Below are 23,826 nucleotides of genomic sequence, written 5' to 3' on the forward strand. Positions count from 1 at the left end.
GTCGTGCAGGCGGGACGGGCCCACGGCGGCGACCGCCGACCGGAAACAGGCGGACGGGCGCGGTCAGCAGCCGCCGGAGGCTCCGGGTCCGCAGCCGGTGCCGGTGCCGGTGCCGGTGTCGGTGCCGAGGGTGGGCGTGGTCGGGGCCGTGCAGCAGCCGCTGTCCTGGCCGGGGCGGGTGGCGTCCGGGGTGTCGTAGAGGCCCGCACCGCCGCACACGCCGGTCTCCGGCAGGGTCAGTTCGACGCGCTCGGCGGCCTCGTGGTCCCCGGCGATCGCGGCGGCGACGGAACGGACCTGCTCGTAGCCGGTCAGGGCCAGGAACGTGGGTGCGCGGCCGTAGGACTTCATGCCGACCAGGTAGAGGCCCACCTCCGGGTGGGAGAGTGCGGCCGCGCCGTGCGGGGGCACGGTGCCGCAGGAGTGCAGGTTCGGGTCGATCAGCGGGGCCAGTGCCGCCGGGGCCTGGAGGCGCTCGTCGAGGCCGAGGCGGACCTCGGAGAGGAAGGACAGGTCGGGCCGGAGCCCGGTCAGCACGATCACCTCGTCCACCGGGTCCAGGTGGCGTCCGTCCTCGGCGGTGAGCACGAGCCGTTCGCCGTCGCGCTCCACGGCCCGCACGCGGAAGCCGGTCACGGCCGACGCGTGGCCGTCCTCGACGGCGGCCTTGGCCCGCAGGCCCAGGGCACCGCGGGCGGGGAGCTGGTCGGCCGTGCCGCCGCCGAAGGAGTGCGCCCCGAGGCCGCGGCGCAGGATCCACACGGCGTGCGTGCCGGGTGCGGTCCCGGCCAGGTCGGCGAGGAGGGCGAGGGCGGTGAACGCGGATGCTCCCGAGCCGACGACGGCGGTCCGCCGGCCCGCGTACCGGGCTCGGACGGCCGGGTCGCGGAAGTCGGGGATCCGGTAGGAGACGCGGTCGGCGGCCGCCCTCTCCCCCGGCGCCGGCAGGCCGTCCGCACCCATCGGGCCGGGCGTGGACCAGGTGCCGGACGCGTCGATGACGGCGCGGGCGTCGATCCGTTCCTCCCCGCCGCCGGCCGAGGTGACGTGCACGGCGAAAGGCTGCCGGTCGCGATCGGCGTCGACGACGCGGTCACGGCCCGCGCGGGCCACCCCGGTGACCGTGGCGCCGTAGCGGACCCGGTCGCCCAGGACGTCGGCGAGCGGCTGGAGGTAGCGCCCGGCCCAGTCACCGCCGGTGGGGTGGGCGGCCGCGTCCGGGCGGGTCCAGCCCGTGGGGGCCAGCAGTTTCTCGGCGGCCGGGTCGGTGAGTTCCGCCCAGGGCGAGAACAGCCGCACGTGCGCCCAGGCGCGGACGGCGGTGCCGGCGGCGGGGCCGGCCTCCAGCACCAGGGGTTCGATGCCCCGCTCGACCAGGCGGGCGGCAGCGGCCAGGCCGGTGGGGCCCGCACCGATGACGACGACGGGCAACGGGTCGGTGGTGGCGGTCACGGGTCTCCCCTTGTCTCGTGGTCTCGACATCCGTCGATGGGTCGTTCACGTCGAAGCCGGGAGCCGGAGCGGCGTCTGCTTCCTGGTTCCTGGTTCCTGTTCCTGCTTCCTGCTTCGACGATCGTCGACATAGATGTATCTCAAAGTAGAGACCTTGATTCGACGTGTGTCAACATAGACGCATGTCGAACACCAAGGCGCTTCCGCTGATCGAGTCCGAGACCGGAACCGACGCCGCCGCGGCGCCGTGCTGTCCGCCGCTCACCGAGCGCCCGTTCACCGTCGAGGAGTCCGAGACGGCCGCACGGATGTTCAAGGCTCTCGGCGATCCGGTGCGGCTGCGGCTGTTCTCCTCGGTCGCCTCGCACGAGGGCGGCGAGGCGTGCGTGTGCGACATCTCCGACGTGGGCGTCTCCCAGCCGACGGTGTCCCACCACCTCAGGAAGCTCAAGGAGGCGGGTCTGCTCACCTCCGAGCGGCGCGGCACCTGGGTCTACTACCGCGTCGAGCCGTCCGTCCTCGCGGCGATGGGCCGGCTGCTCGCGCTGCCCGCCTCGGACTGACCCCGCGCCGGACGTCACCTCGGACGTGAAGGAAGAACACCGCCATGCCGCCCTCCGCTCCCGACGCCCACCGCGATCACCCCGGTCACCGCGCTCCCCTCGCCTCCGTGCTGTTCGTCTGCGTGCACAACGCCGGCCGTTCCCAGATGGCCGCCGGGTTCCTGCGGCACCTGGCGGGTGACCGCGTCGAGGTCCGCTCCGCGGGCTCCGCCCCCGCCGACCGGGTCAACCCGGCGGCCGTGGAGGCGATGAGGGAGGCCGGCGTCGACCTCGCCGGTGCCCGGCCGAGGATCCTGACCCGCGAAGCGGTCCAGGCGTCCGACTACGTCATCACGATGGGCTGCGGCGACGCCTGCCCCGTCTTCCCCGGCAGGACGTATCTCGACTGGGAGCTGGAGGACCCGGCGGGCAAGGGACTCGACGCCGTCCGTCCGATCCGGGACGCGATCAGGCGGCGCGTCGAGGCGCTGATCACCGAGATCGAACGGGCGGCCGAGGCCTGACCGGGCACGACGAGGTCGCGGTTCCGCGGGCCGCGGGCGGCGCGGGCCGCGGGCCGGCCTGCGGGACCGCCCGGAGGGTGACCGCGGGGGCGCCTCTCCCCACACCGCGCAGGACGGGCACACGTGCTCGGCCCCGCTTCGTCCATCCGAGCGAACTGCGGGACCCACGGGTGTGAGCGGTGGCTGGAAAGCGACGGAGATGAACCAATTGTGGTGCCGACTCGTGCGGGTCGCCCGATACGGGGTACCCCGGCGGCGCGCGAGTCCCCCCCTCGTCCACAGGAGGCACCCCCCATGACCTTCAACCCACTGGAGCAGCGGGGCATCCCGCTGGACCGCCAGCTACGGAGCTGGCGCGAACTGAACGTGGAGCCGATCGACCCGGACCACTCCGACCCGTACACCCGCTGCCGTGTCATCACGATGAACGGCATCGAGGTCGAAGCGATCATGTTCAGCCACCACATGGCCCGCCACACGACCGACCCCGAGGTGAAGCGGCAGCTGGCCCGGGTCCGCTACATCGAGGCGCAGCAGCAGAAGGCCGTCAACTGGCTGCTGCCGGGCGTGGCTTCGGTGCTGGAGACGACCATCGCGTACGAGCAGGTCGCCGTGGACCTGACGGCGTGGGTCGCGCGGATGGAGCCGGACCCGTACCTGAAGCAGGCCTACCAGTTCGGCGTCCTGGAGGACTTCGACCACCTGTACCGGTACGCGAACCTGTACGAGATGATCGAGCACCGCAAGGCGGAGTCGATCGTCGACAACCTGACCGAGGTCATGCCCGGCAGGCCCACCCGGTACCACCACCGCGACGCGTACGACAACGTCCGTGACCCGTACGCCAAGGACGAGACGAACCCGCTGTCCAAGCTGCACGCGCTGACGATCATGTCGACGGAGCAGCAGACGATGAACTTCTACATGAACACCGGCCCCACCTACATGGAGCCGATCGCCCGTCAGCTCTACCAGGAGATCGGGCTCATCGAGGAGGAGCACGTCACCCACTACGAGTCCCTGGTGGACCCGGGTGAGACGTGGTGGGAGCAGCTCGTCAACCACGAGTACAACGAGTGCTACCTGTACTACTCCTTCATGGAGCAGGAGAGCGACCCGAAGGTCAAGGCGATCTGGGAGCTGCACCTGAACATGGAGCTGGAGCACCTGCACCTGGCGTGCGACCTGATGCGCCGGCACGACGGCCGTGACCCCGCCTCGGTCCTGGCCCCGGAGCTGCCCAACGTGCTCACCTTCGAGCCGAACAAGGGCTACATCCGGGAGCTGCTGGACACCCAGATGGACCTGACCACCCTCGGGGCCGGTTATGTGCGCGAGGCGCACGAGCGGTTCGAGAAGATGCAGGAGCAGATCCACGGCGGCGAGGCACCGCCCAGCGACCGCGTCATGGCCCAGCACGACGAGATGTTCGGCCGCGAGTACCGCGTGCAGTCCGAGGGCGAGCACCCCGACCCCGCCATGCGGGAGAAGTGAGGGGCGCCATGTCCGAGCTTTCCACCCCGCACGCCGGGGACGACCGGGCCGCCGACGACGACGTGGTCGCGCTGCTGATGCGGCAGCACGGCGACATCCGCAACCTCTTCGACGAGGTCGAGGCCACGCAGGGCGAGGAGCGCCGCGACGCCTTCCGCCGTCTGGTGCGGCTGCTGGCCGTGCACGAGACGGCCGAGCAGGAGGTCGTGCACCCCTTCGCCCGGCGCGGGTTCCCCGGCGGCGAGGAAGTCGTCGAGGACCGCCTCGCCGAGGAGAAGGCCGCCAAGGAGACGCTGGCGGCGCTCGACGAGATGGACACGGACGACCCGGCGTTCATGCCGAAGCTGCTGGAGCTGCGCATGGACGTCCAGAAGCACGCACGGGCCGAGGAACGCTACGAGTTCACTCACATCCGGCGCAGCACCGACACGGCCGGGCTCGCGACGATGGCCAAGGCCATCAAGGCGGCCGAGGCCATGGCGCCCACCCGGCCGCACCCCGGCGTGCAGTCGGGCGCGGCCAACATGGCGGTGGGGCCGGTGGCGGCCCTGATGGACCGTACGAAGGACGCCGTCCGCAAGGCCATGGGGAAGGACTGAGCACCGAGCCGACCGCACGGAACGGCGGGCCGGCGTTCCCGGCCACGGACCGGTCCCCTGGGCGGGTCCGTGGCCGGGCCCCGGGCCGCGCATTCCGGGCCACGGGCCCCGGCCGGCTGCGCGTCGTCCGCGACGCCCGGCCGGGCCGGGGCCGCGCTCGTCGGCGACCGCCACGGCCACCCGCGCCCGCCACCGCCACCGCCACGGCGACGGCAACGGCAACGGCGACGGCAACGGCAACGGCAACGAACGGACAGTGGACAACCGGCCGACGGCAACGGCCCGTTCACCCCGCGGACGGACGACGACCGACGACCGACGGCCGACGACCGACGACCGACGACCGACGACCGACCGAACGCGGAAAGGGGGACCCACCGGGTGACGGTTCACGGACAGCCGGAGCAGGCGGGCCGCGCGGGGCGTGACGACCGCCGCCGTTCGGTCCTCGTGTGCGCACTGATCGGCGCGGCCGTGATGGCGGCCGTGGACGAGATCGTCTTCCACCAGATCCTGCACTGGCACCACTTCTACGACCGCTCCACCTCCGGTGCGGCGCTCGTCTCCGACGGCCTGCTGCACACCGCGTCACTGCTGGCGCTGGTGGCCGGTTTCTTCCTCTACGCGGATCTGCGGCGCCGCCGCGCCCTGTCGCCCGTGCACGGCTGGGGCGGGTTCCTCCTGGGCCTGGGCGGCTTCCAGCTCTTCGACGGCGTCGTCGACCACAAGCTGCTGCGGGTGCACCAGATCCGGTACGGCGTCGACCTCGCCCCCTACGACTGGGCATGGAACCTAAGCGGTCTCGCGCTGCTGCTGGCCGGGGCGGGCGTCCTGGTGCGCGCCGGGCGGCGGGAGCGGCGGGTGTCGTGACGGCCGGCCCGGCTCCGGCCGTCGTCGCGGTGGCCGTCGTCGCCTGCGGCCTGGCCGGCGCGGCGTACCTGGGGGCCGCCGCCGTCCTGAGGAGGCGCGGCGACGCCTGGCCGTGGCGCCGGGACGGCCTCTTCGTGGCCGGGTGCGCGATGGTGGTCCACGGGCTGTGCGGGCAGGTGCCGGGGGAACCGTTCACCGCGCACGCGGTGCGTCACCTGCTGATCGGCATGGCCGGGCCCGTCCTGCTCGTGGTCGCCCGCCCGCTCACCCTCACCCTGCGGGTGCTGCCGCCGGGCGGCGTCCGTCGCGGGATGCTGCGGGTGGCGCACTCCGCTCCGGCGGGGTGGCTGCTGTTCCCCCCGGTGGCCGCGGTCGTCGACCTGGGCGGGCTCTGGGTGCTGTACCGCACCGGCCTGCTGTCCGCCGTGCACCACCGGCCCGTCCTCGCTGCGCTGCTCGACCTGCACATGCTGGCGGCCGGTCTGCTGTTCACCTTCTCGGTGCTGTCGCTCGACCCCGTGCGACGCCGGTGGGGTCTGCCGCTGCGGGGGACGACGCTGCTCCTGGCCGGGACCGCCCACGCCGTTCTCGCCAAGAGCCTGTACGCCGACGCGCCCCCGGGGACCTCCTTCGGGACGTCCGACCTGCGGCTCGGCGCGCAGGTCATGTACTACGGCGGGGACGCCGTGGAGGTCGCGCTCGCGCTCGTGCTCGCCGTGCAGTGGTACGCGGCCGTCGGCCGGCGGCGGAATCGCCTCCGCGCCCGCGCCCGGGTACCGGTCAGGGCACGGGAAGCCGCGTGAGGCGGGCGGCCAGGGTCGCCGCGAAGTCCTCGGCCCGGGACAGCTGGGTGCGCAGGTCCTCGACGCGCTGCCGGGCGGCGCGGTCGAAGGCGCGGAGGCGGTCCAGCAGTTCCTCGCGCTCGTCGGCGGGGAGTTCGCCGGCGGTGTCCGTGTCCAGGCGGTCGGTGATGTCGAGCAGGTCGCGCATCTCGTCGAGGGTGAAGCCGAGGGGCTTCATGCGGCGGATCACCATCAGACGGGCGACGTCGGCCTCGGTGTAGAGGCGGAAGCCGCCCTGGGAGCGGGCGGAGGGGATGACGAGGCCGGTCTCCTCGTAGTGCCGGATGGTGCGCAGCGACAGCTCGGTCCGTGCGGCGACCTCGCCGATCTGCATGTGCTCGCTGCTCACGCGGGGTGCCTTCCTCGTCTCTCGCCGGCCGCGGACGGCGGGCGCCGATCTCTACTCTAACGTTAGGGTAGGGTTGCTCCGGTGCCGGGCCGGTGGTGTGCCGTGCCCGTTCCATGGTGCGGGACGCGGTCCCGTGACCGTCAGCCGTGTCGGGGCCGATGGCGCCCCCGGCGAAGTCCGGAAGACCATGGTCCCCGATCGTCCCAGGAGAGTGCATGCGCGTGCCGCCCCGCGTCGCCGCTGCCTGTCCGCCGTGACCCCGCGCCCGCCCGTCACGCCCCGCCGGGGCCGCCGGGCCACCGCCGTCTGACGCCCGTCCGCGCCGCTCGCGGACCCCTCCGGAGCCCGTCCGGGCTCATCCGCCGCACGCCTTCCCGCGCGCCCGCCGTCCCTGCCGGGTGTGCCCGAGCACGACAGGTTCTCCTCTCTTGTCCTCTCCCGCCCTCTCCCCGGCCGCCTGGCTGCGCGGCCCCCGACGTCCCACCTGGCTGTCCGACCCCAGGGTGCTGCGCACCGAGGTGCTGGCCGGACTGGTGGTCGCCCTGGCGCTGATCCCCGAGGCGATCTCCTTCTCGATCATCGCCGGGGTCGACCCCGCGGTCGGCCTGTTCGCCTCGTTCACCATGGCCGTCACCATCGCCGTCGTCGGCGGCCGCCGGGCGATGATCTCCGCGGCCACCGGCGCCGTCGCCCTGGTGATCGCCCCGCTGAACCGCGAGCACGGCTTCGGGTACCTCGTCGCGGCCGTGATCCTGGCCGGCGTCTTCCAGATCGTGCTGGGCGCGCTCGGCGTGGCCAAGCTGATGCGGTTCGTGCCGCGCAGTGTGATGGTCGGGTTCGTCAACTCCCTCGCCGTCCTGATCTTCATGGCGCAGGTGCCGGAGATGACGGACGTGCCGTGGCCGGTGTATCCGCTGATGGCCGCCGGTCTGGCGCTGATGGTGTTCTTCCCGAAGGTCACCACGGTGGTCCCGGCGCCCCTGGTGTCGATCGTCGTCCTGACCGTGATCACCGTCGCGGCCGGGATCGCCGTGCCGACCGTCGGCGACAAGGGCGAACTGCCGTCCGCGCTCCCGGTGCCGGGCCTGCCGGACGTGCCGTTCACCCTGGACACCCTCACCACCGTCGCGCCGTACGCGCTGGCCATGGCTCTGGTCGGCCTGATGGAGTCGCTGATGACGGCCAAGCTGGTCGACGACATCACCGACACCCGTTCCAGCAAGACCCGCGAGTCCGTCGGGCAGGGCGTCGCGAACATCGTGACCGGCTTCTTCGGCGGCATGGGCGGCTGCGCCATGATCGGCCAGACGATGATCAACGTCCGGGTGTCCGGTGCCCGGACCCGTCTGTCGACCTTCCTCGCCGGCGCCTTCCTGATGGTGCTGTGCATCGTCTTCGGGCCGATCGTCTCCGACATCCCGATGGCGGCCCTGGTGGCGGTGATGGTGATGGTGTCCTTCGCGACCTTCGACTGGCACTCCGTCGCCCCGAAGACGCTGCGCCGCATGCCGGCCGGGGAGACCACCGTCATGCTGGTCACCGTCGTCTGCGTGGTCGCCACCCACAACCTCGCCATCGGCGTCGTCGTGGGCTCGATCACCGCGATGGTCGTCTTCGCCCGCCGGGTGGCCCGCATCGCCGACGTCACCGCGGTCACCGACCCCGACGGTTCCACCGTGGTCTACCGGGTGACGGGCGAGCTGTTCTTCGCCTCCTCCAACGACCTCGTCGGCCGGTTCGACTACGCCACCGACCCCGACCGGGTGGTCATCGACCTGTCCGCCGCGCACATCTGGGACGCCTCGTCCGTCGCCGCCCTCGACGCGATCGAGACGAAGTACGCGCGCCGGGGGAAGACCGTGGAGATCATCGGGCTGAACGAGCCGAGCGCCCGGATCCACACCTCACTGAGCGGGGAACTCGCCGGTCACTGACCGGCTCGGCTCGCGCCGGATCGCACCAGCTGGTGCCGTCGAGGAGCGGGCACCCGGAGGACGAAGCGTTCCGGGTGCCCGCTCCGGGCTCTTCCGGGCTCGGCGGCCGGCCGGCTCACCGCCGCAGGGAATACCCCCTGGGGGTATAGCGTTACCGCTCCCGGACCGGACGGCCGGCCCACCGGACGGCCGGTCCACCGGACGACCCGTCCACCGGTCGCTCGCAACCGCCGGATGCACCCCCGGCGGTGAACGGTGAAGGGGATGAGCACCATGAACGAGCACTCCCACTCCGCACACGCGCACCGGAGCCCCCACGCACCGCATGCCGCCGGGACGGCTCCGGGCGGGGCGACCTGGGCGACGGCCGTGCGGGCCACCCTGCACTGCCTCACCGGGTGTGCCGTCGGCGAGATCCTCGGCATGGTCATCGGAACCGCCCTCATGTGGGGGAACGCGGCGACCATGGTCCTCGCGATCGCCCTGGCCTTCCTCTTCGGCTACTCGCTCACCCTCGTCGCGGTGGTGCGCGCGGGACTGTCCCTGAAGGCCGCGGTCAAGGTGGCGCTGGCCGCCGACACGGTGTCCATCGCCGTGATGGAGCTGGTCGACAACGGGATCATCGCCCTCACCCCGGGCGCCATGGAGGCGGGCCTGGCCGACGGGCTGTTCTGGTCGGCGCTGCTCGGCGGCTTCGTCGTCGCGTTCCTGGTCACCGCACCGGTCAACAAGTGGATGATCGGCCGCGGCAAGGGCCACGCCGTGGTCCACGCCCACCACTGACCCCGGAGCGCACCCCCGGCCCCGGTCGCACCCGCACGTCAGCCCCCACCCCCGACCCGGAAGGGGCCCGCCGCACATCCGGCCCACCGCTCGGGCAGGCTCCGCGCCACCGCGGGCCCTGCTCGGGGCACTCACGCGGGCCCTGCCCGACGGCCCCCGCTCAAGCAGCCACCGCGCAGGCCGACACCGCGCAACGCCCGACGCCGCACGACGACCGATACCGCGCAACGCCCGACGCCGTACAACGACCGACGCCGCGCGAGCCCGCAGCGCGCTCAGGCGTCGAGGCCGGCGTCGCGGGCCAGGAGGGCGGCCTGGACGCGGTTCTCGCACTCCAGCTTGGCGAGGATGCGGCTCACGTACGTCTTGACCGTCGCCTCGCTCATGTGGATGCGCTGGCCGGCGTCCGCGTTGGACAGGCCCTCGCCCAGCAGGGCCAGCACCTCCCGTTCCCGGTCCGTCAGTATCTCCAGGCGCCGGCGGGCCTGCTCGGCGCGCTGCGCCGCGCCGCCGGACGCCAGGGAGTCCACGACGTGCCGGGTGGCCCCCGGGGACAGGTACGCCTCGCCGGACGCCGCCGCCCGGACGGCGCCCAGCAGTTCGGCGGGGGCGGAGTCCTTCAGCAGGAACCCGGAGCTGCCCTCGGTCAGGGCCCGCAGGACGTTCTGCCGCTCGCCGAACGTCGTCAGGATCAGCACGCGGGCGCGGGGAGCGGTCCGGTGCAGCTCGGCCAGCGCGGTCAGTCCGTCCATGACCGGCATCTGCAGGTCCAGCAGCACGACGTCGACGCCGTGGGTGCGGGCGAGGTCGACCGCCTCGCGGCCGTTCGCCGCCTCGGCGACGACCTCGATGTCGTCGGCGGAGGAGAGGATCATCCTGATGCCCGCCCGGATGAGCGGTTCGTCATCGGTGACGAGAACCCTGATCACAACTCCCCCGCGTGGTCCTGTACGGCCATGGCCCATGCCTGCGAACACCGGGACATCATCCCCGACCCCGGGGCGCGCCCTCCCGGCCGGTGCCGCCCCTGCTGCCCCCTGCCGCCCCCCCCTGCTGTCCCTCTGCCGCTCCCCGTGGCGCCCGCCCCCGGCCGCCCCGCCGAGGGCAGGCGCCGCGCGTGCCGGAGGTGCCCCGTCCCGCCGGCGGGCGGTGCGGGACGGCGCCGGCGTACTACACCGAGACCTCGAAGGACTTCTTCTCGATCAGGGTGCCGTCCTTGAAGCAGAACCTAAAGACCGGCTCCTTGTCCCAGTCGTCCGCCATCTCGGTGGAGCGGTAGGTGATGCACTCGGCCCCCTGCGGCTCCGGCGGGGCGCCCTTGTCCAGGCCGTCCATCAGGAAGGAGTCCCCGCTGGGCAGCCGGTCGCGGACCTCGGCCTCGGACGTGCCGACCTCGACGGCGTCGTACTGCTTCGGCTCGATCATGGACTTCTCCGCCTCACGGAACAGCAGCACGCCGCCCACGACCAGTCCGGCCAGCAGCAGCACCCCCACCAGGGCGGCCACGCCGCAGCCGATGGCGAAGCCCTTGCGTCTCTTGTCCCTGTTCATGGCCTTGGCCAACTCCTTCGGCAGAGCGATCCGTTCGAGAACGCGATCACTCTGACCGAGGGGGCCCGCCGGGCTCTGCCCCCGAAGGTCGTTCACCGGTGCGACGAATGTCGTCACCGCGGCGGGCGGCGGCTGCTGGACCGGGCCGTCGGCCGGCGCGGCGTACGGCAGGACGCCCGCGAGCCGGAAGCCGCCGTCCTCCGTGGGCCCCGCGTGCACCATGCCGCCGACCAGCCGGGCCCGCTCCTCCAGTCCGGTCAGGCCCTGTCCGCCGCTCGCCACACCGTGCGGCGCGGGGCCCTTCGCGGGGCCGTTGGCGACCTCGACGACCAGGGAGTCCGGCTCGTACCGCAGGCCGACGGAGATCCGGGCGCCGGGCGCGTGCTTGTGGGCGTTGGTCAGGCCCTCCTGCACCAGCCGGTACGCCGCGTGCCCCGCCGCGGGGCCGAGGGGACGCGGATCGCCCGAGGTCCGCAGCTCCACGACCGCGCCCGCCTTGCGGGAGGACTCCACCAGGCCCTCGATGCCGGCCACTCCGCGGGAGCGCTGTCCGGGGCCGTCGGACGGGCCCGGGTTCCCGGGAGCGCCCGCGGGGCCGGACGGCGCCTCGACCCCGTCGCGCAGCACGCCGACCACGTCCCGCAGTTCGTGCATCGCCGCGGCCGACGCCTCGCGCAGCACCCCCACGGCCTCCCGCTGACGGTCGGTCAGGTCGCGGTCCACCTCCAGCGCCCCGGTGTGCACCGCGATGAGCGCGAGCTGGTGCCCCAGGCTGTCGTGCATGTCCTGGGCGATGCGCTGCCGCTCCCTTATCCGGGCGTGCTCGGCGATGATCTCGCGCTCGCGCAGCAGCTGGGCGTGGTACTCGCCGAGGATGTCCGCCAGGGTGCGGCGCTGCGACAGATAGCGCCCGGCGAGGCCCGGCAGCAGGATGAAGAAGAGCTGCATCATCGCGCCGAGCGCCAGGATCGGCAGGGACAGCCCGGTCATTTCCCACGAACTGGACGCCAGGGCCAGGACGTAGGCGAGGGCGAAGACGCCGAAGGTCCGGCGGGCCCCGTCGATGCGCCGCCCGGCCGACCAGGCGGCGACGAGCACCAGCAGGGTCAGCGCGGGGAGCACGGCGAGGGCGGCGGTGACCACCAGGACGGTCGCGGGCAGCACGCGGCGCAGCGATGTGAGCAGCACCACCAGCGCCGCGGTCGCGACGGTGCGCAGCACACCGGCGTCCTCGGTCAGGTCGATGGCCAGCGACAGGCCGACCACGACCAGGAGGAGCACGGACTCCCCGACCACGCGCCGGGTGGGCCACATCCCGGGCGCGAACAGTGCCCTCAGCGGCTCGGCCGGGCGGAACACCCGGCGCCCCGCCGCGTCCGGCGCCCGGACGGCGGACCCGGCCGACGTCATCGATTCCATGGATTCCGCGTGCGTCACGGCAGCACGGTAGGGCCTGCCGGCCGTCCGGCGCTGTGACCTTTGGTCGCGGCGCCCGGCGACGAAAGTCGTCCCGGGCCTCGTTCCGCCCTCCCGGAAGGCCGCGGTACATGGGTGCTGGTACTCAGGCGCCGCACCCGGCCGGCGGTTAGGCTGCGGCCACTCGGGGAGGGCTCGGCAATCGGGGAGGGGGACGGCGGATGCGGCCGGTCGGTGACGGAGGCGGTCTGGATCCACTCGGGCCGGACGATCCCAGGGAGATCAGCGGCTACCCGCTCGAAGCCCGCATCGGCGAGGGCGGCATGGGCACCGTCTACCTGTCGCGCACGCGCGGGAACCGGCCGCTCGCGCTGAAGGTGATCCGCCGGGAGCACGCCCGGGACCCGCACTACCGCCGCCGGTTCGCGCAGGAGGCGCAGGCCGCCCGGACGGTGGCCGGCTACCACCTGGTTCCCGTGCTCGACTTCGACACCGACGCGGAGCAGCCCTGGATCGCCTCCGCCTACCAGCCGGGCCTGCCGCTGGACTCCCTGCTCGACCGGTACGGCCCGCTGCCCGTCCCGGCCGCCCTCCAGGTCACCGGGTGCCTCGCGCGGGCGCTCCACGCCGTGCACGCCGCCGGGTACGTGCACCGGGACGTCAAGCCCAGCAACGCCCTGATCGGCAGCGACGGGCCGTGGCTGATCGACTTCGGGATCGCCCGCTCCGACGACACCACCAACCTCACCGTGACCGGCGGCATCGTGGGCACGCCCCGCTTCATGTCGCCCGAACACGCCCGGGGCCAGGACCCCGGCCCGGCCGCCGACGTCTTCTCCCTCGGCCTGCTGGCCGCCGTCACCGGCTCCGGCCGCCACCCCTACGGGGACGGCACCGGCCTCGGGGTCGCCGCGCTGATCGCCGCCACCGACACCGGTCCGCCGGTGCTCGACGCCTACCCCGAACCCCTGCGGCGGGTCCTGCGGGCCGCCCTGGCGGCCGACCCCGGCGAGCGCCCCGGCGCGGACGAACTGGCGGCGCTGTGCGAGGAGCTGGCCGGCCGTCCGCTGACCGACTTCGGCGACTGGCTGCCCCCTGCCGTCGCGGCGGCGGTGTCCTCGGCGGAGGAGGCGGCGACCGTCCTCGTCCGACGCCCGCGGCCCCCATTCGCCGCACCGGCGACACCGCCCCTCCCTCCGCCATCCGCCGCGCCGTCAGCGGCAGCGGTGGCCGCGACGGCAGGGGGACCGGCACACCCGCCCGTACCCGGGCCGGGCCCCGCGCCGGCCGGCGGCTTCGGGCCGCCCCCGTCGATGGGCACGACGCTCCGGGCCGACCCCTCGGCCGGTTCGCGGCGGCGCGCCAAGGTGCTGACCGTGGCGGTCGCGGCCCTCGCCGTGGCGGCGGTGACCGTCGCGGGGACGCTGGCCTGGCAGGCGGACGACGGGCGCTCGCGGGACGACCGGGCGGGCACCGGCGCCGAGGCGGACGCCGACCGGACCGGGGGCACCGGCCCCGCGGCCTCCCCCGGACAGACCGGCGACGGCAAGGACGGCGCCCGCGGCGAGGAATCCGGCGGCGACCGCCCCGTGCCGTCCGCCCCCGCGGGCTACACCCTGCTGTTCGCCCACAAGCCCTTCACCTTCGCCCCGCCGCCCTCCGACGACCGGGCCAACCACCTGGACTTCGACGTCCCCCGGTCCACGACCATGGAACGCGGGGCGCTCCCGGGACCGGCCGAGCTCGTCTACAACTCCGACGGCTGGCTCGGCAGCATGCTCGTGGTCGTCGGGGAGCGGACGACGGTGTGCACGGAGGAGCAGCAGACCGCCGTGCTGTCCCACCCGCTGCCCGCGGCGGAACTGCGCCTGGGCCGGCAGGTGAAGGTCGGCACCGTCCTGTGCTCCATCACCAGCAACGACAACGTGGCCGAGGCCGAGATCACCGAGATCGTCCCCGGCGTCGGTCCCGACGGCCTGCCCACCTACAAGGGCTACGTCACCGCGTGGAAGCGCCCCGGTGCCGGGCCCGGTGGATGACCCGCGATGACCCGCCGTTCCGGCCGGGGGGCGGGCCCGGCACCCCCGCGTCTCCGGCTGCCGGCTACCCGGCCACCGGCAGCCGGTAGACGGAGACGTGGGAGGGCGAGTCCTCGGTGAACCGGGTGCCGCTCCAGTCCGCGTGGCGGGATGCGAGCGTGAATCCCGCCAGCCGGCCCATGAGGTCGAGTTCGGACGGCCAGATGTAGCGGTGCGGGCTGCGGAACAGCCGCGCCTCCTCGCTGCCGTCCTCGAACCGGACGTGGTGGGACACGAGGTGCTGGCGGACCACGTCGTAGGTGTCCAGGCCGATGTAGCCGGGTTCGTCGTGCCAGACGATCGCGCGCCGCCCCGGGGGCAGCGCGCGCAGTTCGGGCACCCCCAGCTCGATCACGAAGCGGCCGCCGGGGGCGAGGTGCCGGGCGGCGTTGCGGAAGCACGCGACCTGCTCGTCCTGGGTGAGCAGGTTGGAGATCGTGTTGTAGACCAGGTACACCAGCGTGTACGTCCCCGGGGCGCGGGCCGTCGCCATGTCGCCGACCACGACGGGCAGGGCCGCCTCGTCGGCCTTGGTGCGCAGCTGCGCCACCATCGGGCGGGAGAGTTCGATCCCGGTCACGGGCACCCCGCGCGCGGCGAGCGGCAGCGCCACCCGGCCGGTGCCGACGGCGAACTCCAGCGCCCGCCCCCCTTCGGCCAGTTCGGCGAGCCGGTCCACGGTGGGGCCGAGCACCTCGGGGGCGAACATCCCCGTGCCGGGGGTGTCGTAGCGGCGGGCGGCGGCGTCGTTCCAGATCTGCTCCTGGTCCACGCCGCCCACCCTGCGACGCGGGCACGGTCGCTGTCCAACCCTTTTCGCCCGGTTCAGGACCGGGGCACACCCTGCTCCAGGTAGCTGGTCAGGCTGTCGAGGAGCAGGGTGCTGCCCTGTTCCGCCATGTCCCGCTCCTCGGCCGTGTCGCAGGTCTGACGCAGGACGATGGTGGTGCGGTGGTCGTCCCGGGCGTCGAGTTGCATGGCCATGGAACTGGGTTCGGCGCCGCCGGGCCGGTCCATGGCGAGGACCAGCAGGCGGTGCGGGTCGACCTCCTGGTAGGAGCCGGTCAGCGGGACGCGGTCACCGTCGGGGGTGGCCACGGTGGCCTTCCAGGCCCCGCCCGGCCGGACGTCCATCTCGACGCTCCCCGGCACGGCGTAGGCCCACCGCGCGTACGTGTCGGGGGTGGTCCAGGCCCGCCAGACGGTCGCGGCGGGGGCATCCAGCGTGCGGGTCAGGGCGTAGGAGAAGGGGCCGGTGCGGGGGGTCTGCTCGGTGCTCATGGGTGTCTCCTCGGGGTGTCGTCCACTCGTCCACGACGGTGGTGTGCGTGGTTCCTGTCGCAGGGTGGACCCCCGCCGGGGCCGGAACTCATCGCCCGCCCGGACATCGCGGGGCCGATGGGGACAGCGCGAGGGTGCGGGTCCGGGAGTCGCGCGGGGTCGGTCCGGGCCGGCGCCGGCCGTGCGGTTCGGCCGGCCGGGCCGGTCAGGTCAGGCCGCTCCCTGCCCGCCGCGCCGGCCGTGCGGTCGAGCCGGCCAGCCGTGCCGGGCGGGCCGGTCGCACGCCGGGCGTGCCGGGCGTACCGGCCCCTGCCCGCCGCGCGAGCCGGCCATGCCGGACGGGCAGGACGGGCAGGACGGGCCGGTCCCGCCGACCGTGCCGGACGGGCCGGACGGTGTCAGTCCAGTACGTGCCGCAGGTAGGCGCGCGGATCGGCGAGGTAGCGCCGCCAGTGGTCGACGAGGGCGAGGTCCTCCCAGGCGGTGCGGCGCATGCCGTGGTCGCCGACCTCGACGATGTCGGCGCCCGGCAGCGCGGTCAGCAGGGGCGAGTGGGTCGCGCAGATGATCTGCGCACCCTGACGCGCCAACTTGTCGAAGTGGCCCAGCAGTTCGAGACACGAGGAGAAGGAGAGCGCGGCCTCCGGCTCGTCCAGGACATAGAGGCCCGGGCGCAAGAACTTGTCGCGGAACGCGGCGAGGAAGCCCTCGCCGTGGCTGCGGGCCTCGGGGTCGAGCCCCTCACGGCCGAGGGCGTCCAGGGCGGTCTCGGCGCGCAGGAAGAAGCCCTGGCGGGCGGACCAGGAGGCGAGCATGCGACGGCCCCGGGGCGCCGCGTCGAAGCGGATGCGCTGACCGAGCGCGGATTTCGTGCGGTGGCTCGCATAGCGCCACTCGTGGGAGCCGCCCCACGGGTCCAGGCCGAAGCCCTCCGCCAGGGCCTCGACGAGCGTGGACTTCCCGGAGCCGTTCTCCCCGACGACGAACGTCACCGGCGCGGTGAACCGCAGCCCGCCGTGCAGCAGTTCCCGCACGCAGGGCACCGACCAGGGCCACTCCGCGCCGTCCCGGTCACCACCGTGCGCGTACGCACGTTCGATGATCACCCGTCGAGTCTCCCACAGCGGCCCGCACCGGGCCCGGAACGGCACGACCGCCGCCCGCCCTCCGCCACGCGCCGCGGGGGCTGCTTGCCTGCTACTTCGTCCCCACCGTCCGCAGCACCGTGAGCGCCAGGGTGCGCGCCACCCGCACCACCTCCCGCAGGGACACGTGCTCGCGCTCGCTGTGCGCGACCGCGATGTCCCCCGGCCCGTACTGGAGCGTGGGGATGCCCGCACCGGCGTAGAGCCTGAGGTCGCTGCCGTAGGCGGCGCCGCGCTGCCGCGGCCGGGGGCCGCCCGTCGCGTCGGCGTGCGCGCCCGCCACGGTGTCCGCCAGCGCGTGCCCCTCGGGCAGCCGGCCGCCGGCGAACTGCCCGCCCGGCCAGGTGACCGTCGCCGGATGCTCCCGCAGCCAGGGGTCCGCCGCGCACGCCTCGGCCACGCACCGCTCCAGGCCGGCGCGGGCGTCCGCCGGGTCCTCGTCGATCCGCACCCCGAGCCGCCCCTCGGCGACCAGCAGGTCCGGCACGCTGCTCGCCCAGTCCCCGGCCCGGACGGTTCCCACGGACACGGCGTACGGGATCGGGTACTCGGCCAGCAGCGGGGAGGGGTCCCGGTTCCGCTCGGTCTCCAGGGCGGCCAGCGCCCGGTGCAGCGGCAGGTAGGCGTCGACGGCGCTGACGCCCTGCTCGCGGGAGCTGCCGTGGGCCGCCCTGCCGGGGACGGCCAGGCGGAAGGTGAGGGCGCCCGCGGTGGCGGTGATCAGGGTGCCCGCGGTGGGTTCGGCGATGACGCAGGCGTCGCCGCGGTGGCCGCGGCGCAGGGTGCCGAAGGCGCCGAGGCCGCCGTCCTCCTCGCCGACGACGAAGTGGGCCGCGACCCGGCCGCGCAGCCGGGTGCCGGTCGTCCGTATCGCGGCCAGGGCGGCGAGGTGCGCGGCCAGCCCGGCCTTCATGTCGCAGGCGCCGCGTCCGTGCACGAGGTCCCCCGTCACCCGGGGCACGAACGGGTCGCCGTCCCAGGCGGCCGGGTCGCCCGGCGGGACCACGTCGACGTGGCCCTGGAGGATCAGGGTGGGCCCGTCACCGCCGTCGGGGGTGGTGCCGACCAGGCCCCACGCCTCCTCGCGGGGCGCCTCGGTGCCCGGGAAGTCCGGGTCGGCCCGGAGCGCGGGCAGGTCCATGAACCACAGGTCGACGTCCATCCCCAGCCACTCCAGCCGCCCGGCCAGCTGGTGCTGGAGCTGCGACTCGGCGGCGCTGCCGGTCACGCTGGGCACCGAGATCAGCTCCAGCAGGGTCCGTCCCAGGGCGTCCTCGTCGATCGCCGCCAGCACGGCGGCCTCCTCGTCGGTCAGCACGTGCCGTCCCTCCCCTCCGGGGGCGGCCCACCCGGCCCCCGGACGCATACATGCTCGCGGGTGACCGCGCGTACGCGGTGGCGCACTTCACAGCCCGCCGCACCAGGGGCACGGGCCGGTCCCGCGCAGGCCGCCCGGGGCCACCGGCGTGCGGAAGGAGGGCCCCCGGGCGCCGGGACGCGCCCCGGGAGGAGCCCGGAAGCCTCCCCGGGGCACCCCGGCGTGGTCGTCGCGGGACCGGCCCGGGACCGGCTCCCCAGGTCCCGGAGGAGGGCGTTCCCGCTCACTCCTCGTCGTGCGGTCGCGCCCCGCCCACCGTGAACCCGGTCACCGTGCCGCCGCCCTGCCGCCGGGCCGCGTAGGGGGCGCCGCCGTGGGACAGGGCCACCTCGCGGACGATCGACAGACCGAGCCCGGAGCCCGGGAGGGAACGGGCGTCGGCGGCGCGGTAGAAGCGGTCGAAGACGTGCAGCAGGTCGCCGTCGGCGATGCCCGGCCCCCGGTCGCGCACCTCGACCCGTACGGGGCCCGGGCCGTCCGGACCGGCGACGTCGATCTCCACGGGGGCGCGGCCGTCCCGGTCGAACTTGACGGCGTTCTCCACCAGGTTGGACAGCGCCCGGGTGAGCATCCCGGGCCGCCCGTCGGTGACGGTGTGCCCGCTCGCGCGGACCACGATCCGCCGGCCGCTCCGCCGCCGGGCCAGGGCCGCCACCTCCTCCGCGACCTCGGCGAGGTCGACCCGCCGGGGCGGCTCGGTGTCGGACTGCCCCGCCGCCAGTTCGACGAGTTCGTTGACCAGGTCGGTCAGTTCGAGGGCCTCCTGGGCGAGGTCGGCGACGAGCTCTTCCCGGGTGCCGGGCGGGAGCTCGTCGATGCGGCGGAGCAGGCTGATGTTGGTGCGCAGGGAGGTCAGCGGGGTGCGCAGTTCGTGGCCGGCGTCCTGGACGAGCCGCCGCTGGTCCTCCTCGGACTGGGCGAGCCGCCCGAGCATCCGGTCGAAGGCACGGCCGAGGCGGCCGACCTCGTCGTGCCCGGCGACGGGCACCTGGATGCCGAGCCGGCGGGTGCGGGTGACGTCCTCGGCGGCACGGGTGAGGACGACGAGCCGCCGGGTGATGCGCCGGGCCAGCCACCAGCCGAACAGCCCCGCGCCGAGCACCACCGCCGCCATCAGCACGAGGGTGCGGCGCTGGAGGGTGCGCAGCAGGTCCTCGGTGTCGCTGGACTCCTGGGCGACCTGCACGGCGCCCCGGCCGCCGCCCAGGGAGACGGTCGCCACCCGGTAGAGGTCGTCGCCGACCCGCACGTCGGCGTGCTCGACGGCGTCCCCGGCGGCGGTGGACCCGGCGATCCGGCGGTCGGCGTCCTCGACCGGCAGGCCCGGGCGGCCCGGGTCGAAGACGTCGCCGTCCGGTCCGAGGACCTGGACGTCGGTGCGGGCGGGGCGGACGAGGTCGTGGCCGGGAGCGGTGGAGGAGAAGTCCACCGGGGTCATGTGGTTGGCCCGCACCTCGTTGCGCAGGTCCTGCACGACCTCGTGGAACACGGACTGCTGGTCCACGCGGACCAGCCGGGCGGCGGCGGTGTAGGAGAGGAAGCCGATCAGCAGGGTGACGGAGGCCGTCACGGCGGCGAACGCGACGGCGAACGTGGTCCCCAGCGACAGCAGCCGCGGGCGGAGGCGGAGCCGGGAACGAGGGCGCGTCCGGCGGCGGGGACGAGGGGCCTCCGGGCGGGGCACGGGACGGGCCGGGGGAAGGGCCCCCGCACCGGTTGCGTGTCCCGCAGCGGCGGAACCACCGCCCGCAGGACCGGCCACGGCACCGGCAACGGCACCGGCCCCCGGAAGCGCCCGCCCCCCTCGTGACCCTGCCCCTGCCTCCGTCCCGGTCCCTGCCGCCGTATCCGTCCCTGCCGCGGTCTCCGTGCCTGCCGTCGTATCCGCTCCCGTCCGGCTGTCGTCCCGGGCCGTCACCGGGGCCTCAGTCCTCCCGCAGCACGTACCCCACACCGCGCACGGTGTGGATCAGCTGCGGGCCGTCCGGCTCGTCCAGTTTGCGGCGCAGGTAGCCGACGTAGACGGCGAGGTTCTTGGAGCCGGGGCCGAAGTCGTAACCCCAGATGCGGTCGTAGATCGTGGAGTGGTCCAGCACGGTGCCCGCGTTGCGGACCAGCAGTTCCAGCAGTTCGAACTCGGTGCGGGTGAGTTCCAGTTCCCGTCCGCCGCGCCAGGCCCGGCGGGCCTGCGGGTCCATGCGCACGCCGGCCGCCTCCACGAACCGTCCCGCCGCCGGCCCGCGGGCGGGGTCCGGCGCCGGCTCCGGGGCCCTGCCCTGCGCCTCGCCCGGAGCGGGCGCGGGGGCCGGGGCGGCGGCCCGGCGCAGCAGGGCGCGGAGGCGGGCGAAGACCTCGTCGACATCGAAGGGCTTGACGACGTAGTCGTCGGCTCCCGCGTCCAGTCCCGCGATGCGGTCGGCGGTCTCCACCAGCGCGGTCAGCATCAGCACCGGGGTGCGGTCGCCCTCGGCGCGCAGCGCCCGGCAGACCTGGAGGCCGTCGATGCCGGGCATCATCACGTCCAGCACGAGCACGTCGGGCCGGCTGCGGTGGGCCTGGGCGAGGGCCTCGACGCCGTCGGCGACGGCCGTGACCCGGTAGCCCTCCAGAGTCAGGGCCCGTTCCAGGGCGTGGCGGATCGCGCGGTCGTCTTCGGCGAGCAGGACGGTGTGCGGCACGGCATCCAGTGTGCAACGCCGACGCCGGACCCGGCCCCGGTGGAGGGATCCGGGGCCGGGTGGTCACGGGGTGCTCACCCGGTGGGGCGCAGCGCGGCGAGCCGTTCCTCGAAGGGCACGACCTCCTCGAACGTGTCCCGCGCGGGCATCGCCCGGCCGCCGGAGACGCCGGTCAGCCCCTCGGAGGCGGTGCCCGGGGCGGTGCCGGACGCGGCGGCCGGGGCGGTGCCGGAGGCGGTGCCCGGCGTCTCCGGGGCGGTGGTCGCGGCAGGAGCGGCGAGCGCCACCAGTTCCCGGGCCGCGCGCTCGATGCGGCCGTCCAGTCCCCCGGCGCCCCAGTCCTCGGAGGCCGCGAAGACGCCGGTGGGCACGACGACGGCCTTGAGGTACGAGAACAGCGGGCGCAGGGCGTGGTCGAGGACGAGCGAGTGGCGGGCCGTGCCGCCGGTCGCCGCGACGAGCACCGGCTTCCCGGCGAGCGCCTCCGGCTCGGAGACGCTGAGCCCGTCGAAGAACGACTTGAACAGACCGCTGTACGACGCCGAGAACACCGGTGTCACGACGATCAGCCCGTCGGCCTGCGTCACCGCCTCGTACGCCTCGGACAGGGACCGGCCGGCGAAGCCGTTGGTGAAGGTGTGCGCGATCTCCACGGCGAGGTCGCGCAGCTCGACCACCCGGACGTCCGCCGGGGCAGCCGGTGCCGCGGCCCGCGCGGCGGCGGCCAGCCGGTCGCCGAGGAGCCGGGTGGACGACGGCACACTCAGTCCCGCCGAGACGACGACGAGCTTCATGCGGGGGTCACCTCCGTGTTCTTGCGGTCCTCGCGGGCCTTGCGGGCGAGCAGCGACGCGTGGGTCGGCGCCTCGGGGGCGTCGGCCGGGCGGTTCTTGGCGAACTCCTCGCGGAGCACCGGCACGACCTCCTCGCCCAGCAGGTCGAGCTGTTCCAGCACCGTCTTCAGCGGCAGTCCGGCGTGGTCCATCAGGAAGAGCTGGCGCTGGTAGTCACCGGCGTAGTCGCGGAACGACAGCGTCTTCTCGATGACCTGCTGCGGCGAGCCCACGGTGAGCGGCGTCTGCGCGGTGAACTCCTCCAGCGACGGGCCGTGTCCGTAGACGGGCGCGACGTCGAAGTAGGGGCGGAACTCGCGCACCGCGTCCTGGGAGTTCCTGCGCATGAACACCTGGCCGCCGAGGCCGACGATCGCCTGCTCGGGGGTGCCGTGCCCGTAGTGCGCGAACCGGGTCCGGTACAGCTCGACCATGCGCTTGGTGTGGTCGGCCGGCCAGAAGATGTTGTTGTGGAAGAAGCCGTCGCCGTAGTACGCGGCCTGCTCGGCGATCTCCGGCGAGCGGATCGAGCCGTGCCAGACGAACGGCGGGACGTCGTCCAGCGGGCGGGGCGTGGAGGTGAAGCCCTGCAACGGGGTGCGGAACTTGCCCTCCCAGTTGACGACGTCCTCGCGCCACAGCCGGTGCAGCAGGGCGTAGTTCTCGATGGCGAGGTTGATGCCCTGGCGGATGTCCTGCCCGAACCAGGGGTAGACCGGGCCGGTGTTGCCGCGCCCCATCATCAGGTCCATCCGGCCGTCGGCCAGGTGCTGGAGCATCGCGAAGTCCTCGGCGATCTTCACCGGGTCGTTCGTGGTGATCAGCGTGGTCGAGGTGGAGAGGACGAGCCGCTCGGTGCGGGCGGCTATGTAGCCCAGCATGGTCGTGGGGGACGACGGCACGAACGGCGGGTTGTGGTGCTCACCCGTCGCGAAGACGTCCAGGCCCACCTCCTCGGCCTTCAGCGCGATGGCGACCATGGCCTTGATCCGCTCGCGCTCGGTCGGCGTGCGTCCCGTCGTGGGGTCGGGGGTCACGTCCCCGACGCTGAAGATCCCGAACTGCATCCGGCTCACCCTCCAAGTTGTTTACCGTTCAACTATATCCGTGGAACGGCGCGCCCGCACGTCCTATTCCCGGCCCGCCTCCCGGGCACGGCCCGCCGTGCGGCCGGTGTCGTCCGCCTGCGAGGTGTCCCGCCCCGGCGGCGGCACCGACGGGTCCGACCCGCGCCTCGGCGGCGCCCCCGTGCGGCTCCCGCACCTGCGCCCCGGCCCCGCCCCGTGCCGCTCCCGGCCCGCGCCTCGGCGGCTTCCCGTGCCGGTTCCGACCCGTGCGGGCCGTGGCTCCTCCCGGGTACCCCACGCGCCGGGCCCGGGCACCCACGCACCGGGCCGGGCTCCTCCCCGATGAGGCCGTCCCGCCCCCCGCCGCGCGCGCCCAGCCCTGCTGCTCGCGCGCTGCCTCCCGCACCCCTGGCACGGCCCGTTCCCCCTCCCCGTGCCGGGCGGGCCCGGCCCGCTGCCGCACCGCGGCCGGCCGGCCGGGGGCGCCCGCCCCCCGGGAGCCCGGTCCGGCCGCCCCGGCCGGCCTCCCTACCCCTCGTCCCCCGACCGCAGCCGGGTGGCCCGCGTCGCCGCGAAGGCGCTCGCCCGTCCCAGGAGGTCGACGAACCCGGCGAGCCGGTCGTCGTCGAGGTCGTCGAAGAGGGCGACCCAGCTCCCGCCGACGCCGTCCCACTCGCGGCGGAACGCGTCGGCCCGCTCCGGCACCGCCGACACCAGCACGCGCCGCCGGTCGGCCGGGTCCCCCTCGCGCACCACGTACCCGGCCCGCTCCAGCCGGTCCACCAGCCGGGTCGCCGCACCGGTGGACAGGCCCGTCAGCACGGCGATCCGGCCGGTCGTCACCGGACCGCCCTCCAGGGTCAGCAGGTTCAGGCACTGCAGGTCGGTGGGGTGCAGCCCGAGCCGGTCGGCGACGGCCTGGTTGAGCAGCACGTACGCGGCCATGTGGCGCCGGGACACCACGGCCAGCTCCGCCAGCAGCCGCTCCCGCGCGGGGGTCCCGGACACGC

General features: G+C 74.6%; 22 protein-coding genes. 9 read left to right on the forward strand and 13 right to left on the reverse strand.

All coding sequences use genetic code 11. The features are described from left to right. Window positions 1–63: 63 nt before the first annotated feature. Complete coding sequence (locus ACSU53_RS13025) at window positions 64–1,452, reverse strand: FAD-dependent oxidoreductase (protein ID WP_437027452.1); 1,389 nt, start codon at window positions 1,450–1,452, stop codon at window positions 64–66. 182 nt (window positions 1,453–1,634) lie between these two features. On the opposite strand from ACSU53_RS13025, the gene ACSU53_RS13030 reads away from it, so the two are divergent. The 6 genes from ACSU53_RS13030 (at window position 1,635) to ACSU53_RS13055 (ending at window position 6,284) form a co-directional block, all read left to right on the forward strand. Beyond that, window positions 1,635–2,015 carry an ArsR/SmtB family transcription factor gene (locus ACSU53_RS13030; RefSeq protein ID WP_437027454.1) on the forward strand — a complete coding sequence of 127 codons (381 nt, stop codon included), beginning with the start codon at window positions 1,635–1,637 and terminating at the stop codon, window positions 2,013–2,015. 44 nt (window positions 2,016–2,059) lie between these two features. Then, window positions 2,060–2,518, forward strand: coding sequence for an arsenate reductase ArsC (locus tag ACSU53_RS13035; protein ID WP_437027456.1), 459 nt, complete (start codon window positions 2,060–2,062; stop codon window positions 2,516–2,518). Between the two features lie 294 nt (window positions 2,519–2,812). Beyond that, window positions 2,813–4,012, forward strand: a complete 1,200-nt coding sequence (locus ACSU53_RS13040; RefSeq protein ID WP_437027458.1) for a hypothetical protein — start codon at window positions 2,813–2,815, stop codon at window positions 4,010–4,012. Window positions 4,013–4,020: 8 nt separating this feature from the next. Further along, the gene (locus tag ACSU53_RS13045; RefSeq protein WP_437027460.1) at window positions 4,021–4,611 is read left to right on the forward strand and encodes a hemerythrin domain-containing protein; all 591 of its coding nucleotides are present in this window, start codon (window positions 4,021–4,023) and stop codon (window positions 4,609–4,611) included. Window positions 4,612–5,088: 477 nt separating this feature from the next. After that, window positions 5,089–5,481 carry a DUF2243 domain-containing protein gene (locus ACSU53_RS13050; RefSeq protein ID WP_437033170.1) on the forward strand — a complete coding sequence of 131 codons (393 nt, stop codon included), beginning with the start codon at window positions 5,089–5,091 and terminating at the stop codon, window positions 5,479–5,481. Further along, a complete protein-coding gene (locus ACSU53_RS13055; RefSeq protein WP_437027462.1) occupies window positions 5,478–6,284 on the forward strand; it encodes a cytochrome c oxidase assembly protein in 807 nt (268 codons plus the stop codon). Before ACSU53_RS13050 ends, ACSU53_RS13055 begins: the two co-directional genes overlap by 4 nt. Here ACSU53_RS13055 and ACSU53_RS13060 read toward each other — a convergent pair. After that, complete coding sequence (locus ACSU53_RS13060) at window positions 6,262–6,672, reverse strand: MerR family transcriptional regulator (protein WP_437027464.1); 411 nt, start codon at window positions 6,670–6,672, stop codon at window positions 6,262–6,264. The two genes, ACSU53_RS13055 and ACSU53_RS13060, sit on opposite strands and share 23 nt — an antisense overlap. Window positions 6,673–7,100: 428 nt before the next feature. Here ACSU53_RS13060 and ACSU53_RS13065 point away from each other — a divergent pair, with 428 nt between their 5' ends. Next, window positions 7,101–8,606 carry a SulP family inorganic anion transporter gene (locus tag ACSU53_RS13065; RefSeq protein WP_437027466.1) on the forward strand — a complete coding sequence of 502 codons (1,506 nt, stop codon included), beginning with the start codon at window positions 7,101–7,103 and terminating at the stop codon, window positions 8,604–8,606. Window positions 8,607–8,879: 273 nt separating this feature from the next. Continuing rightward, entirely contained in the window at window positions 8,880–9,389 is a 510-nt protein-coding gene (locus tag ACSU53_RS13070; protein ID WP_437033172.1) for a DUF4396 domain-containing protein, read from the forward strand. A gap of 275 nt (window positions 9,390–9,664) precedes the next feature. On the opposite strand, the gene ACSU53_RS13075 is transcribed toward ACSU53_RS13070, so the two are convergent. Beyond that, window positions 9,665–10,318, reverse strand: coding sequence for a response regulator (locus ACSU53_RS13075; RefSeq protein ID WP_437027468.1), 654 nt, complete (start codon window positions 10,316–10,318; stop codon window positions 9,665–9,667). A 241-nt stretch (window positions 10,319–10,559) separates the two neighbouring features. Beyond that, window positions 10,560–12,254: a sensor histidine kinase gene (locus ACSU53_RS13080; protein ID WP_437033174.1), complete on the reverse strand. Its 1,695-nt coding sequence runs from the start codon at window positions 12,252–12,254 to the stop codon at window positions 10,560–10,562. A 323-nt stretch (window positions 12,255–12,577) separates the two neighbouring features. On the opposite strand from ACSU53_RS13080, the gene ACSU53_RS13085 reads away from it, so the two are divergent. After that, window positions 12,578–14,395, forward strand: coding sequence for a serine/threonine-protein kinase (locus tag ACSU53_RS13085; protein WP_437027469.1), 1,818 nt, complete (start codon window positions 12,578–12,580; stop codon window positions 14,393–14,395). A gap of 64 nt (window positions 14,396–14,459) precedes the next feature. Here the strand turns inward: ACSU53_RS13085 and ACSU53_RS13090 are convergent, their stop codons facing one another. The 9 genes from ACSU53_RS13090 to ACSU53_RS13130 all read right to left on the reverse strand — a co-directional run bounded on the left by ACSU53_RS13090 (window position 14,460) and on the right by ACSU53_RS13130 (window position 23,824). Further along, window positions 14,460–15,206: a class I SAM-dependent methyltransferase gene (locus tag ACSU53_RS13090; RefSeq protein WP_437027471.1), complete on the reverse strand. Its 747-nt coding sequence runs from the start codon at window positions 15,204–15,206 to the stop codon at window positions 14,460–14,462. Between the two features lie 53 nt (window positions 15,207–15,259). Beyond that, entirely contained in the window at window positions 15,260–15,715 is a 456-nt protein-coding gene (locus ACSU53_RS13095; protein WP_437027473.1) for an SRPBCC family protein, read from the reverse strand. 398 nt (window positions 15,716–16,113) lie between these two features. Further along, a complete protein-coding gene (locus tag ACSU53_RS13100) occupies window positions 16,114–16,821 on the reverse strand; it encodes an AAA family ATPase (RefSeq protein ID WP_437027475.1) in 708 nt (235 codons plus the stop codon). A 91-nt stretch (window positions 16,822–16,912) separates the two neighbouring features. Further along, window positions 16,913–18,178 (reverse strand): ArgE/DapE family deacylase, encoded by a 1,266-nt coding sequence (locus tag ACSU53_RS13105; RefSeq protein ID WP_437027477.1) that lies wholly within the window; start codon window positions 18,176–18,178, stop codon window positions 16,913–16,915. A gap of 283 nt (window positions 18,179–18,461) precedes the next feature. After that, complete coding sequence (locus ACSU53_RS13110) at window positions 18,462–19,808, reverse strand: ATP-binding protein (RefSeq protein WP_437027478.1); 1,347 nt, start codon at window positions 19,806–19,808, stop codon at window positions 18,462–18,464. A gap of 355 nt (window positions 19,809–20,163) precedes the next feature. Beyond that, window positions 20,164–20,916 carry a response regulator transcription factor gene (locus tag ACSU53_RS13115; protein WP_437027480.1) on the reverse strand — a complete coding sequence of 251 codons (753 nt, stop codon included), beginning with the start codon at window positions 20,914–20,916 and terminating at the stop codon, window positions 20,164–20,166. A gap of 74 nt (window positions 20,917–20,990) precedes the next feature. Then, window positions 20,991–21,710, reverse strand: coding sequence for a CE1759 family FMN reductase (locus ACSU53_RS13120; RefSeq protein WP_437027482.1), 720 nt, complete (start codon window positions 21,708–21,710; stop codon window positions 20,991–20,993). After that, entirely contained in the window at window positions 21,707–22,816 is a 1,110-nt protein-coding gene (locus ACSU53_RS13125; RefSeq protein WP_437027484.1) for an LLM class flavin-dependent oxidoreductase, read from the reverse strand. Before ACSU53_RS13125 ends, ACSU53_RS13120 begins: the two co-directional genes overlap by 4 nt. Before the next feature lie 528 nt (window positions 22,817–23,344). Continuing rightward, entirely contained in the window at window positions 23,345–23,824 is a 480-nt protein-coding gene (locus tag ACSU53_RS13130; RefSeq protein ID WP_437027486.1) for a MarR family winged helix-turn-helix transcriptional regulator, read from the reverse strand. Window positions 23,825–23,826: the final 2 nt, after the last annotated feature.

This window comes from Streptomyces sp. enrichment culture (genome assembly GCF_964273255.1).
Lineage (GTDB): Bacteria > Actinomycetota > Actinomycetes > Streptomycetales > Streptomycetaceae > Streptomyces.